Source organism: Providencia sp. PROV175 (assembly GCF_032707045.1).
In the GTDB taxonomy this organism is placed as follows: domain Bacteria; phylum Pseudomonadota; class Gammaproteobacteria; order Enterobacterales; family Enterobacteriaceae; genus Providencia; species Providencia hangzhouensis.
In genome coordinates, this window is record NZ_CP120533.1 from 2,408,999 (window position 1) to 2,422,508 (window position 13,510).

Sequence of the window (13,510 nt, forward strand, 5' to 3'; positions counted from 1 at the left end):
TTATGCTCATTATAAATTTTTTTCCAACCACTCTTCTAAAGAGCTACCAAATCGTAAACTACGCCATAATTGAAAGATATTTTCTTCATGTTGATAATGCAAATGAACTTCACGTTTTTTCTTTTCTTGCGTGTTATACCCTTCAAGGATTGTTGTCATCTTTAACATCCCTAAATTTGTAACATTAACATCTGTACGGCTGCGTTTTATTTCCAAATATTGTAACCACCCCATTGCGGAACCTGCAGATATATTATCTTCTCGGATAGAATCAACAAATTGGGGATCTAATCGTAATGTTAATGGCCCACTATTTTCTAACCATCCATCTTTAACTATCCATTCTGGGTTATTTAAATAAAAAGGTAATTCACCATTAACTTTACCGGAAACAGCAAATTGCGACACTCTTAGTATGGTAAATAACTGGCTAAGTTCAATCTGCCTTAATTTTATCGTAGCGGCTTGAGTTTGTGGCCAACGCAGTAAATCCATCGATATTTCACCCCCTAATGTTTTAAAGCCTACATTAGTCAGTTTTAATGGCGAATTTTCCGTTGGCGGATAAGAACCAGAGAGATCTGCTTTAATATCAGTTAATTCGAATAAATTATTGAGCTGCTTAATACGCAACTCAACAGGTGCTTTAGCGCCCAAAGTCCAAGTACTTTGTTTTAAACGCCACGGTAAAACAAAATCTAATCCTGATAATTCGCCATCTTTTAACCAAAGACTAGTATTCTCTACGCGCCAGTGTCCTCCTGCAATAAAACCATCTTCCGGCGTTATTGAAAAAGCGGCTTGAGAAAATAATTTTCCTTGTTTTAATTCAATACCAAGGTCAGCAGGAATTAACGTTTGAAAAGCCGTGACCGACTGTTCAGGCCAACGAGCTTCCCCTCTTAATCTTTCACCGTCCCAGCGCCCAAAAATGACTATTGGCCCCACATCTTTAGTACTTAAATCGCCTTTAAGTTGAAATTCAGCAGGAGATTTTCCACTAAGATCTGCGTTTAATGTGATCCTTGGCAGATAACTTTCAGTACCGAATTGCATCCGTTCACTGGTAAGCTGTAATTTTCCATTAAAATTGGCTTTATTCTGATCACGTTGCCAAACCAATGACTTACTTAGCTGTAAGCGTGGAGCCCTCATCGATAAAAGCCCATATTGTATTTGGTCAAACCCTGTATTTAAGCTATTTAATGTGATTAAAGTGTCCTGCCAACTCCCATTACCCTTAATATCCCAATTAGCTGATAATGAAGGCAAATTGGCATTTCCCCAATAATTCCAAAACCATTTTCCCTTATCTAAAGCAAACTTATTGGCTTTACCATCCAAATGAATATCAAAACTCCCCCAATATTGCTCTTTAATTTTTAGAATAGCTTGTAAACGTCCTGAAATACCCTCTTCACCTAACGATGTTCCTGCAAGTGGTAATCTAGCTTCATTAAGAACCAGTGTTTCCGAAAGACGGCCATAAGCTCTTAATAATGAACTGGATAAAAAAGAAATTTTGGGGGCAGCTAACTGGCCTGAAACCTTTGCAGGCAAATTAATATCCAGCACCATATCATCATATTTAACTTGGCCATGTAACCTAAAATTAATATCAGCATTGAGTAAATTTATCTGAGTAGATGGCACAGCTAAGACAATATTGGCTTTCCCTTTCTTTGCTTGTGTGAGCATATTAATACGCCCAGAAAATACCATTTCACTTAATGTATTATCCCAGTTATCAACTTGAAAGCTGATACCGCCTTGTAAAGGGATATCTGCTTCTTTCCATTGCCACTTACCTTGCGCTATTTGTATTCGAGAAGGCGATAGTGACCATGGTAAATAAAGCAATTCTTCCTTTGTGCCTGTATCCATGACGCTAAAGACACCTTGGTCATTCAACCAACTGAATTTAGCTTGTAAGAATTTTTCTGGGTTGATTAACTTAAAATAAGCATTCAACTCCCCTTTTTCTGGAAGCTGATTTGCCATTAAGGGGAGCTGCACATCACCAAATAATTCTATTGTTTGCTTTTGTTCTGGTAGAAATGCTAAAAAATTTTGAATGACTAATTGGTGTTCCGTATTAATTAAAGATGACAACCTTAAATTGTCGCCCCTAAAATCAAACTCTAGAGGGTTAACCTGATTTTTACGCAACCAAATACTGCCTTGGTAATCACTCCATGGCTGTATGTTGGTATTATTGATAACTAATGAAAAAACCGGAATATTATCGATAAGTTCTGCAATATTAATCGGCTCATTATCCATTTCATTCGTTGGCTCAAGAGCACTCAAACATTCAGTTTTAACATCAAGGTCATCCACAATAGCGTGTAAGGGAAAGATAGAAAGTCTTGTGCTATTCAACTGAACTAATGTGCAATTATTTGCTGTTATACTGATATTTGCTATATCCAACTGGCCATGACTAATTCTTGGTTCTGAAAACGACAGTTTAAATGGCTTAGGAAGATAGTGTGATGCAACAACTGGAGCCCAATGGGATATCGTTATCCATAAAAGTATTAAGAGAGCAATGCTTCCACCCAAAAAGCAGAGTAATATTCTGAATGCTCTTTTCATTAACTGCATTACTACATCCCTTGTTTGAATTGTTCTATAGCGCAAGTGATAAATTTCAACAAAATTTCCTCATTAAACACGATACTAACAAAGATAAACCATATTCAATCGTAAACAGATACCTATTTTCTTAATTTATAGGTGATTTACAAACTTAATTGTCTTATTCTGAGTTTATATTTTGTAGGTACACCTTTTTACCTACTCTTTTCTAATTGGTTCCTAAAAATTGGAGTCTTCATGATGAAAATTGTTTCTTATAGTACCAAACAGTATGACCGCAAGCACATGGAACAAGTTAATCAAAATTCTGGATTTAATTTTAGTATTGAATATTTTGATTTTCCATTGACCGTTCAGACAGCTAAAAATGCTGTTGGTGCAGATGCTATCTGTATTTTTGTTAACGATGAAGCTAATCGTGCTGTTTTAGAAGAACTTGCCGCACTCAATATTCGAATTTTAGCTTTACGTTGCGCTGGTTTTAACAATGTTGATTTACAAGCTGCTAAAGAATTAGGTATTCAAGTTGTCCGTGTTCCTGCTTATTCTCCTGAAGCCGTTGCCGAACATACTGTTGGTATGATGCTCTGCCTTAACCGTAGGATCCACCGAGCATACCAACGTACTCGAGATGCAAATTTTTCTCTCGAAGGGTTAACAGGTTTTAATATGCATAACCGCACTGCTGGAATTATTGGTACCGGAAAAATTGGCCAAGCGACGCTACGTATTTTAAAGGGATTTGGAATGCGCCTACTCGCACACGACCCATACCCGAACCAAGCTGTTTTAGATATGGGCGCTGAATACGTTGACTTGGATACTTTATATGAACAATCAGATATTATTTCCCTTCATTGCCCATTAACACCTGAGAATCATCACCTACTCGATGAAAATGCATTCAAAAAGATGAAAAATGGGGTCATGATCATCAATACAAGCCGAGGCGCGTTAGTCGATTCTGTTGCAGCAATCAATGCACTAAAATTACAGAAAATTGGCGCTTTAGGTATGGATGTATATGAAAATGAACGTGATTTATTTTTCGAAGATAAATCTAATGATGTAATTCAAGATGATGTTTTTCGTCGTCTTTCTTCTTGTCACAATGTGTTATTTACCGGGCATCAAGCGTTTTTAACGGAAGAAGCATTAACAAGTATCAGTCAAACTACGCTTAATAATATCCGTCAAATTAGTCATGGGGAAATTTGCCCTAATATTGTTAACGCATAGTTGGATCGGGAACTATGAAACGCCTAATTCCACTTACTATTTTGGGTTTATTGCTAGCAGCATGCCAAACTCATCAAGTCAATGCGCGTAATGATGACCAAGCACTTGAAAATAAGTTGATGCATCATCGTTTTATTTTAACTGAAGTGAATGGTAAGACGATTAGTAGCAAGCAAACTGTACCTTCCCTTGCTTTTGGCGAGAAAATGTTTGTTTCTGCATCAATGTGTAATGATTTTAACGGATTTGGCAATATCAAAAACGCAAAAATTACCGTAAAAAACTTAAGTAAAACTGAACTCGAATGTGTTGATGAAGATTTATCTAAATGGGATTCAATAATAAATCGAGTACTGTCTGATGGCGCAGTTATTTCATTAAACAACAACCAGCTAGTATTAATTCAAGGTCATTACAAATTAGTTTATACACTACGTGACTACGTCCATTAATGAATTATCCTGTACAACCGCCTCTTTTAGAGGCGGTATACGTTTGCCATAACCCACTGAACTGGCAGCCAAATAGGCTATTTCGCCTGATCAAATAGCAAATTAATATTCGAGTTTTTTGCAATTCGCTCCATATAATTCCGAATATTTGTGCTAAACGATAAGTGCTCAACTATGCTCAAACTACGTAAGGTTGGAAAAATAATAAAATCATTAATATCAATGTCTTCACCACGTGTTTCTAACCACGCATCTAATAAAGACAATTGGGGCTCTAATTCAACTAGCAACGTATGAGTTTCTTTTTTAAACTCGTTTAAGTCACCATAAGATTTTGATGTTCTAGCGATATATGCCGCCCTCGCTTCTGCTGTACTAATTTCAGGGAAATCAGTTTGTGTAAAACGTGGTGTCACAAGCTTATATACCACAGCAGAAACCGCTTTAGACCAAGCCTCTACTTCAGGGGTTATGTTTCCTCCTGCATATTTAGGTTCATTAATGCTATCTACATAATGAACAATATCTAAGCTTTCAGGTAAATAACTTCCATCGTCTTTTTGTAAGATAGGTAACATTTTTCGACCTATCATTTTTGTTGGCGTTTCTATGTCATCATCGAATAAAACGATTTGCTCTACTGCTAACTTTTTTAAACCAAAAATCATTCTAGCTCTAACACAAAATGGGCAGTGGTCATAAATATACAATTTCATTGTGGACCTCACTAATTTGGTAATGAAAGTGCCAATAGGTTTTATACAGTATACTTCAGTGCCCATATTTATGCTTTATCACGCTTATGAAATTTTGTTTATCACTAAGTAATATAAGTATATTAGAGTGCACAAAATCCCAATCATAAAATATATAACGTGGCACAATATACTCAACAATGACAACATCTGAGAAAAATATGTCGCTAAATTCTATCGCAATTATCCTTTTTGATAATTTTGAAACCCTTGATGTCATGGGGCCTGTTGAAGTATTTGGTAGCTTAAAAGATTGCCAAATTGTATTTATCTCACCTTCAGGAGAGCCCATGGCAGTTCTCAGGGAGTTACACTTAATACCTTACCTATTCAGACCCCTTGCTATCAATGTATTTTGATACCTGGAGGGCAAGGTACTCGCTCATTATCGAAAAATGATCAGTATATTCAGTGGGTAAAAAAACAAGCCGAGTTTGCAGAGACTGTCATTTCCGTTTGTACTGGCTCCGCACTTCTTGCTCAAACGTCTCTTTTAAATGGCTTTAAAGTTACGACAAATAAGCTATCTTATCAGTGGGTAACTTCTCTTAATAACCAAGTGTTATGGCAACCGAAAGCTAGATGGTTCATGATAATAAGTTTTATACTTCATCAGGCATTAGTGCAGGTATTGATATGTCATTACAGATTATTTGCGATTTTTATGACCAAAGTATTGCAAGTAATATCGCACTTAAAATGGAATACATATGGAATCAAAATGCTAAACATGATCCATTCTCTAAGTAATCATTTAAGATGATTTAAGGTTGTATTTAATATCAATTAAATTGGTATATGATTAATATTATTGATCTGTACCTTTATTTTTAAAAAACGATTATTTAGATTAAATCGGCCAAAACAAAAAATTAACATTTTAAAACGATTCATTAACTTTACCACTATAACACCAGAGTTATAATAGAAATTATAACTAGCTGATTTTAAATCAAAAATTTAACAAAATTGAGAGGCAGAAATAAGATATTAAAAATTAAATTTAAAGACCTCACCGTGGGGAATAATAAATATAGATATTTTTACTTATGTAATTATAATAACCACACCATAAATAATGTTATTATACTGCAAATGAACAAGTTATAAATAGAGATTTTCATCATAATTATGTTCATAAAAACTTTTAAATTCATTTGTTTTTTAATATACTATCGAGCGTAATTTAAATTAAGTGCATTGAATAATAATCTTTCCTATAAATTGAGGATGTCATATGGACATTTATACTATAATTGGTATTAAAATAAAAAACCGGAGAAAAGAACTCGGTCTATCAGGCGCTAATTTAGCTGAGAAATTAAATTTAAGCCAACAACAAATATCACGTTATGAAAATGGTATTAACAAAATTCCAATTAATCATTTAGTTGATATCGCTGAAGCATTAAATTGCCCGATTGAATGGTTTTTTCAAGGTTATACAAGCGGACTAAAAATTGAAAAAAATGATGAATTTGAACAATCAAATAAAGAGCGACAGTATACTGCAGAAAGCATAATCGTTGATTTAAAATGATTTTCCTATAATAATTACGTATTATCATTTTGAATGACAGAATAAAGGTTGAGTCTAAATATGAAATCAACCTTTATTATTGAATAAGATATTTTTAATAATTAATCATATGTAATATCAAAGCGCATTTGAGCATAAACCTCTCCCGGTGTAGTTCTATCTTCATATTGAAAATAACGAGCAGTAAGTTCTATATCGATATCTTTAGTATCATTATTATTTAATGATGCTACATGATATGGACGGCCAAAATTGATTGGGCTTTTATCTTTTCGCTGTATAACTTGAACACCAATTCCTTTTGCTGGGCTATATGTGCTTTGGTTTGCTAAAACACCATTGACTTGAGTACCCGTTGCTTTAATTCCGCTAAAAGTCACATCAATATTAGTTTTTCCTGTAAAACTAGTACCACCACTACATTTCAATTTTATTGTAAAATCTTTTTCACCTGCAGGTTGGTCTCGCGCTGTTAATTGAACTCGTTTTATAGGGTCTAACATTACATTTTGATTTTCACCACTTGTCACTTGGCAGGATGGCGAAACGATAGTAATAGCATTTGCATCTAAATAACTAACTAAGATTGGACTGTTATTAGGTTTATATCCATAAGTAGTATAGATACCACTTGCGAGTGTTCCGGTTCCTGTATATTTAGCCGTTTTTATTATACTTAACGTAAAAGTAGAATCATTTAATAACATTGGGGTACTATAATATCCCACATCTATAGGAAAAGTACTTGGGTAAGTCATAGAATGCTGCCGACCCGATGAGCGGTGGAATTTTAAACCAATACCTTCAACATTCGTTTGATACACTTTTCCACCAATATCACGTAGGTCAGGCATCACGACTTCAGCCTCAATATTCACCTTTCCACGGCACCAGAGGTAAGTTTGATTGGTATTCATTGTATAATCTTGCGTTTTAATTACACTACCAACCGGAAGGTTAGGATCAACAACTATTTTTCCTAGCCTCATATCTACTCTATATGCAGGCTGGTTCGTTCTTTCGCAGCTATGCCTATTGACACGTTCTGTCCACCAATTATTTGCAGATACTCCATTTGCGGTAAATAGTAACCCTACCCCAATATACCAAAACCATTGATTTTTTATTGACATAGAACTTCCTTACTATTTCCTGCAGCTAATGAGAATGTACATTGACCTTTATCCCACGTAATAATGGCATTAGTTGCAATTTCACTGCTAATGAACACCATACCACCTTGCCCAACAATACCGATTGACTCACCTTTTTGGTCTGTCACATTAGCGCCAAATGGTAGGGGTTTGTTATTAGGTCTTTTAACGTTATAAACCACATTTTTTTCAATCTTAGTACCAAATTTAACCTTAACAACACTCCCTTCATAAGGAACTATTTGTGATGACATATTTTCAAAAACAATATCTTCAGAACTGCCTTTCGGGTCAATTTCGATTTTATTAGTGCGATAAGCCCTTACATAAGGTGCAATAGCGTAACCATGACTATCAATTGTCGTCCCCATCGCCCCTACCACTGATGCACCTTCTGCGCCTTTCGCCTCAATCAATGCAATTGTGGTTGCATTATTCGGCGTTAGCGTTATTCCACCAGAGTGCAAAACTAATGACCCATTTGCGCCTACACCATATTGGCGATAACCTTCACCTTGGCTGTAATTCGCATTTGTATTGGCTGACGATGTACGGTAACTAGTATTAAGACCGATATTTTTCGCACCACCATTTGCAACTGAGGTATTGATACCGTATGTCCAATTGTTATCACGGTCAAACGTACCACTGGTTCCTATTTGGCTACTTCCGAACTTTTCATTATTAAATGTAGTATTTGACGTTAAGGTAGATACCTGATTTTCTCCCCAATAAAGAGGAATACTCAAGTTCACACCGATCCTGTCATCTTTTTTATCATGACTATTTTGTGTATACACCCTCATAAATGACAAACCATATGAAAGGCGATTGATGCTATTGTTGTAACTTAGTTGATATTGTTTTTCTGTTCCTGACTTATCCCAATAACTTGAAATACGCCCCATGAAATAAATTCCACCATAACCTTCAGGTAAATTTTGGTTAATAGTGTAACTGAAACCATTTTTTTCACGCCCTAATGTATCGACAACGCCACGTTTATCGTTATCAATGGCATAAAGTGCATTATTAATATTGTAATAATCTTTCGTAGAATATCGATATGCTGCTAACACAAGGTTTGTGTCTGTTTCAGTGAATAACTTATTAAATGTAAAACGATAACTTTGCCCATAATCTGTACGATGATTAAATACAATACGAGATTGCGTTACATCAATTGCAACCGCACCAATCCCAGTATTAATACCGCTTCCTAACAAATAAGCTTGGTAATCATCAAAAGCAGTGACCCCACCATAAAGAGTAAATGTATTATTAATCCCATGCTGAAGAGTCGCTTGCATAACAAAAGGACGATTTCTTAAATTTTCAGAATCAGATTTACCACCCGCTATTTGGTAACGCGTAAACCCTGGACGTAATAATTGTGCTAACGAAGAATATGGCACACTAAAATTAGTCTCACTACCATCAGCCTCTTTTACTGTAACATTCAAATCATTACCATAGCCGGATGGATAAACATCATTCAAACTAAATGGCCCAGGAGACACGGTTGTTTGATAAATAATATTGCCATTTTGCCGAATCGTCACCAAGGCATTACTTTGAGCGATCCCTCGAATTTCGGGCGCATAAGTTGTCATCCCATCTGGATACATATTGTCATCAGTTGTTAGCTTTACACCTCTCAAGCCAAAACTATCAAATAGGTTACCATCCGTATAAAACTGCCCAACCGTCGCTTTTGATTTTAATGCAGCAATGGGTCGCTGAAGATAGGTTTGATTACTGTTCCAGTCCGACCCCGCAGAGCGCTGCCAACTCAAATTTCCTATATGTTTCAGTAGCCAACCATCATAGCTCAAGCCAGCATTAACGCCTAAATAAGCGCTAGAGCTGTCTGAGCCTTGGTTTCCACTGATATGGCTATCATAGTAATTAGCCATATAACCAATATTTAACGCAGGAATTCCTGTTTCCCAAAATTGGGGAGAGACATAACCACGAGAAATTTTTTGTTCATATATTTGCGGTACAGAAATATCTAAACGAAGTGTCGACGTATGAAATATATCTTTAACTTCTTTGTCACTGTTCCACTCATCCAATGGCAGGCAAGTGTCACTATTTGTATCAATTGATGAATTAAATTTTTCAGTATCAATACCTAAGTTTGAAAGTAACTCTGGGGTGTAACAAACCCCTAATTGTTTATTTTTTTGTTCTTCAAAATTAAGTTCGTAACGCCCTTTCCAATCATTATTCGTGTATACATCAACTGAATACTTTCCTGGGCTAATCCCTGTGGCATTAAAGCGATCTAAGTCAACATTGTCTTTACTTCCCATGATAAAGCCACTGTTGAATTCATAGGTTTCCTCTTCCGCTGATGCATAGAATATGGGAACAATCCATGACGTAATAAAGCAGACTACAGAGAGTGTATTGCTATATTTATTGTTTAACTCTCGCTGTTTCATTATATATTCCTATTTTGCAGTTAGAGTCACCGCAACATCTGAACCATAGTCATTAATATTGTTAACAACAACCTTACTACCTGACTTAATTGCCTGCTTTAATTCAACTAATGTCTGATTTTTGGGTTCTATCAAAACAGTCTTATCTGTGAGGCCTACTTTCCCATCGGTGGATATTTTTGTAACCGTAATATAAAAAGGTGTTGGATTTTCAATAACAATATTCTTACCATTTGTTTTGATAACTAACTGTTCAGGTGCTAATTCTCTGCTACCTAGCCCAACAGGTCGGTAAAAGAACTTAAAACGAGAGCGAATTGCTAGTTGTAAAACATTCTGCATTTCTCCATCTTTGCCTTTTACGGTAGGCGGAATATCGAGAATATTAAGCCACCATAAGCTTTCCCTATCTTGAGGAATTTGCCCTTTATCCATCAACTTTATGCGTAAATTTTGACCGCCCTTTGCTTCTACTCGAGAAACAGGAGGGGTAATTTGAAATGGGGTTTTTATCGTATCAGGTGTTTCTGATGCATTACCTGTATCAAGCCAAGCTTGAGCAACCGCTGGACGTTCTGCCGTATTTGAAAGTTGTACTGTGATCTCTTTCTCATCTCCAGGGTAAATAAACCTCGTACCATTAACAATTATATTGTTAGCAAACGAATTAATACTGAAGATAAAGCAACATGCTAATACGATAGCTTTCATTTAAACCTCAAAACATAAAAGCGGCAGTGTTCTACCGCTTATTGCAATAATATCGATTAGTGTTTCACTACAACGTTAATAACACTAATTTAAAACAACCAACTTATTCTTATTGGTAAGTGATTTCGTAAGTTGCGTAGCTTTTTACTTCACCCGCAGTAACTTCTGTTGGCTTGTCAGTGATGTAACCTACGTAATATTGGAAACGCGAACCTTGGTCAATTTTAGTAATAAGCTCGGATGGCTGTTGCTCACCGGCCGCAGTACCTGGAACGATGAATTTTTTCGCATCATCAGCAGATAGAACGAATTGAATGTTTTTTGCACCATTAATATCAGTATTTGCTAAATAACCTGATTTTTCACTACCACTTAATAAATTACCGCCAGTCCACACCACACCAATCGTTTTAGCGTTGCTGCCAACTGAAGTTGCAGAACAGTTAGTCACATCAATTGCAAATGTTTTTGGTTTTAATAATGTACCTTTACCACCTGCTTGAACTTCTTCTAATGAAATTGGTGCTAAGTATACGCTTGCATCGCTACCTTGACCGTCAACAGAAACAGTACAAGAAACATCAGTTACTTTACCGTTAAAGTTAACTTGGCCACCGCCAACTTTATTTGCTGCATTAGCTGTTGATAAGCCGATGATTGTTGTAGCAACAGCGGTCAGTAGTACTTTCTTCATTTTCATTTCCTAATATGAGATTTTTATTCTTACATTTAAAGAACTTATTAAGTTTTTATTTAATTTATTGGTAAATAAAGAAAAATAAAAACTCCACCGCATATTGAATACAGTTAGTCATTTATGTTTCATTTTTAAACCATTTTTACTAATGCAAATAAATATCTTTCTTAATTAGTCCTATTTAGAATTTATAATCATATGCTCTATATGATTTCGAAGAGTGGATACATAATAACTTAAGTTTTATCAAATCGTTTTTTCCATCACTTATTTATTTTTTGATAGGTACAAGCTATCAAAAGCGATCTATTGATTGAGTTGCCTGATGTTTAGATTTAACTAACTTACTCGCATTAAGATTAATATTTAGATTTTAATGTATTGAAATTGGCCATTGCATAACATTAAAAACTAACAAAATAGAAATTATAGATTATTAGAAATAACAAAAATCATTATATTTACATTGAATATATAATTTCATTCATACTTTGATACTTTTTGTTGCAGAATGACCATGAAATTCATCAATTACTGAACATCAACTCAAGAGACTAACATTAATTAAATTAATGATTTATTCTTAATAAGAGTATGACATATCTAAAAATGACAAATATTGAATTCCGAATTATTATGCTTGAACATCAATTTCACTCATTATGAGTGTATAGATATTCTTTTATATCAACAATCAACTTTAGTCATTATTATAATTTTAAAATATGTTTTTAAGCGAGGTAAATATCGATTTTAATCTAAATTAAAAAATAAATGGAGTGATGGGAATAAATATGAAAGAAGAAATAGTAATAAAATCGCAATATAATCCTTTATTCATTCAACTTCTTATTGAAGTAAAAAATAGAATGTCAAATCATTTAGTCGAACCTATGTTAAAAAAAATTATCATTATTTTTGATATAGAATAAGAAAACATGATTAACTGTACAAACTATAGCCTGTGTTATGTCAATTTTCTCATTTTCTAACCATATGAAAATAAGAGTGTTTTCTTAAAACGAACACCCCATGGAAATGTGATCTATGCATCAATTTTTAACATTAAGAATATTCCTAAATAACTCATTGCGTGTGTTAAAGTGTGATCAAATCCAAAAAGCCATCGCTAAAAGATGATGTTTTACTCTATTACTTATCCACTAGCAGACAGTTTAACGTCTTTTTGGTAAATCAATCACTCTAATAAGACTAATTTATTTAGCAATTACATAACATAAGGTAGCTGTTTCTATTTTAGTACAACAAATTACCGGTTATGAGACATTAGTGGATAAAAATATTTTATATCAATAATTTGCCATAAACAGATGAGGTCATCCTTACTAAATCTATATGAAGCTATCAAAATATTGCCTCCCCCCTTATGATGAGCTTAATAAGTATTAGTCCTGTTATTACATCGCTATTTAGTTGATCAAATGACAAAAATACGCTGACAACTAGTAGTAATATCGGCTAATTTCAAGAAATAATTAATGCAAAATAGAAATATTATTGGATTGGAACTGTTAGATTGGAACTACAGCAAAATCTTCACTAAGTTTTCGCTGTAGCAGTAATCAAGAAGTGAATAATTGGTTAATGTTCGTTCTGACGGTATAGAGCCCACTCTTCTATTTTCTCACCTGAGGGCAAGATACAGTACCCGAGTTGCCCTTGCTCTGTTCTCTTAATTTCTAATTTCCCACCAATTTGTTCACAATACACCGAAGCAGGGTTGGCCATGCCTACCGCTTTTGACTCAATTGCGGTTGTATTGGAAACACATCCGGAAATAGCAGCAAAACTCACTAACATAAGTGTTTTCTTCATAAGAAATATTCTTTAGTTAATTTGGAACGTTCATTTATTATTATGGAATGAGACGAATATAAACTGATTTTATTA

The 13,510-nt window shown here is 34.7% G+C and carries 13 protein-coding genes; 6 read left to right on the forward strand and 7 right to left on the reverse strand.

Annotation, left to right across the window (positions count from 1 at the left end; genetic code table 11):
• Positions 1-9: 9 nt before the first annotated feature.
• Complete coding sequence (locus P3L44_RS10695; protein WP_272662330.1) at positions 10-2,607, reverse strand: YdbH family protein; 2,598 nt, start codon at positions 2,605-2,607, stop codon at positions 10-12.
• Positions 2,608-2,841: 234 nt separating this feature from the next.
• Here P3L44_RS10695 and P3L44_RS10700 point away from each other — a divergent pair, with 234 nt between their 5' ends.
• Both P3L44_RS10700 and P3L44_RS10705 read left to right on the forward strand, forming a co-directional pair.
• Positions 2,842-3,840: a 2-hydroxyacid dehydrogenase gene (locus P3L44_RS10700; RefSeq protein ID WP_140172492.1), complete on the forward strand. Its 999-nt coding sequence runs from the start codon at positions 2,842-2,844 to the stop codon at positions 3,838-3,840.
• 14 nt (positions 3,841-3,854) lie between these two features.
• Positions 3,855-4,292 (forward strand): META domain-containing protein, encoded by a 438-nt coding sequence (locus P3L44_RS10705; protein WP_140172446.1) that lies wholly within the window; start codon positions 3,855-3,857, stop codon positions 4,290-4,292.
• Positions 4,293-4,369: 77 nt separating this feature from the next.
• Here P3L44_RS10705 and grxB read toward each other — a convergent pair whose 3' ends face one another.
• The gene (gene grxB, locus P3L44_RS10710; RefSeq protein ID WP_272662328.1) at positions 4,370-5,008 is read right to left on the reverse strand and encodes a glutaredoxin 2; all 639 of its coding nucleotides are present in this window, start codon (positions 5,006-5,008) and stop codon (positions 4,370-4,372) included.
• 200 nt (positions 5,009-5,208) lie between these two features.
• Between grxB and P3L44_RS10715 the strand changes: the two genes are divergently transcribed.
• The 3 genes from P3L44_RS10715 to P3L44_RS10720 all read left to right on the forward strand — a co-directional run bounded on the left by P3L44_RS10715 (position 5,209) and on the right by P3L44_RS10720 (position 6,587).
• A complete protein-coding gene (locus tag P3L44_RS10715; RefSeq protein ID WP_272662326.1) occupies positions 5,209-5,406 on the forward strand; it encodes a hypothetical protein in 198 nt (65 codons plus the stop codon).
• Complete coding sequence (locus P3L44_RS22125) at positions 5,403-5,810, forward strand: DJ-1/PfpI family protein (RefSeq protein WP_410480057.1); 408 nt, start codon at positions 5,403-5,405, stop codon at positions 5,808-5,810. Before P3L44_RS10715 ends, P3L44_RS22125 begins: the two co-directional genes overlap by 4 nt.
• 474 nt (positions 5,811-6,284) lie before the next feature.
• A complete protein-coding gene (locus P3L44_RS10720; RefSeq protein ID WP_272662325.1) occupies positions 6,285-6,587 on the forward strand; it encodes a helix-turn-helix domain-containing protein in 303 nt (100 codons plus the stop codon).
• Positions 6,588-6,688: 101 nt separating this feature from the next.
• On the opposite strand, the gene P3L44_RS10725 is transcribed toward P3L44_RS10720, so the two are convergent.
• From P3L44_RS10725 to P3L44_RS10740, 4 genes are all read right to left on the reverse strand, one after another.
• Positions 6,689-7,720 carry a fimbrial protein gene (locus tag P3L44_RS10725; protein WP_140172443.1) on the reverse strand — a complete coding sequence of 344 codons (1,032 nt, stop codon included), beginning with the start codon at positions 7,718-7,720 and terminating at the stop codon, positions 6,689-6,691.
• A complete protein-coding gene (locus P3L44_RS10730; RefSeq protein WP_272662323.1) occupies positions 7,711-10,191 on the reverse strand; it encodes a fimbria/pilus outer membrane usher protein in 2,481 nt (826 codons plus the stop codon). The genes P3L44_RS10725 and P3L44_RS10730 overlap by 10 nt, the downstream gene beginning before the upstream one ends.
• A 9-nt stretch (positions 10,192-10,200) precedes the next feature.
• Positions 10,201-10,902: a molecular chaperone gene (locus tag P3L44_RS10735; RefSeq protein WP_102140365.1), complete on the reverse strand. Its 702-nt coding sequence runs from the start codon at positions 10,900-10,902 to the stop codon at positions 10,201-10,203.
• 109 nt (positions 10,903-11,011) lie between these two features.
• The gene (locus P3L44_RS10740) at positions 11,012-11,596 is read right to left on the reverse strand and encodes a fimbrial protein (RefSeq protein ID WP_125894808.1); all 585 of its coding nucleotides are present in this window, start codon (positions 11,594-11,596) and stop codon (positions 11,012-11,014) included.
• Positions 11,597-12,393: 797 nt separating this feature from the next.
• Between P3L44_RS10740 and P3L44_RS10745 the strand changes: the two genes are divergently transcribed.
• On the forward strand, positions 12,394-12,531 hold the full coding sequence (locus P3L44_RS10745; protein ID WP_164561036.1) for a hypothetical protein: 138 nt from the start codon (positions 12,394-12,396) through the stop codon (positions 12,529-12,531).
• Between the two features lie 670 nt (positions 12,532-13,201).
• Here P3L44_RS10745 and P3L44_RS10750 read toward each other — a convergent pair.
• Positions 13,202-13,435 carry a DUF333 domain-containing protein gene (locus tag P3L44_RS10750; RefSeq protein ID WP_109913289.1) on the reverse strand — a complete coding sequence of 78 codons (234 nt, stop codon included), beginning with the start codon at positions 13,433-13,435 and terminating at the stop codon, positions 13,202-13,204.
• Between the last annotated feature and the right edge of the window lie 75 nt (positions 13,436-13,510).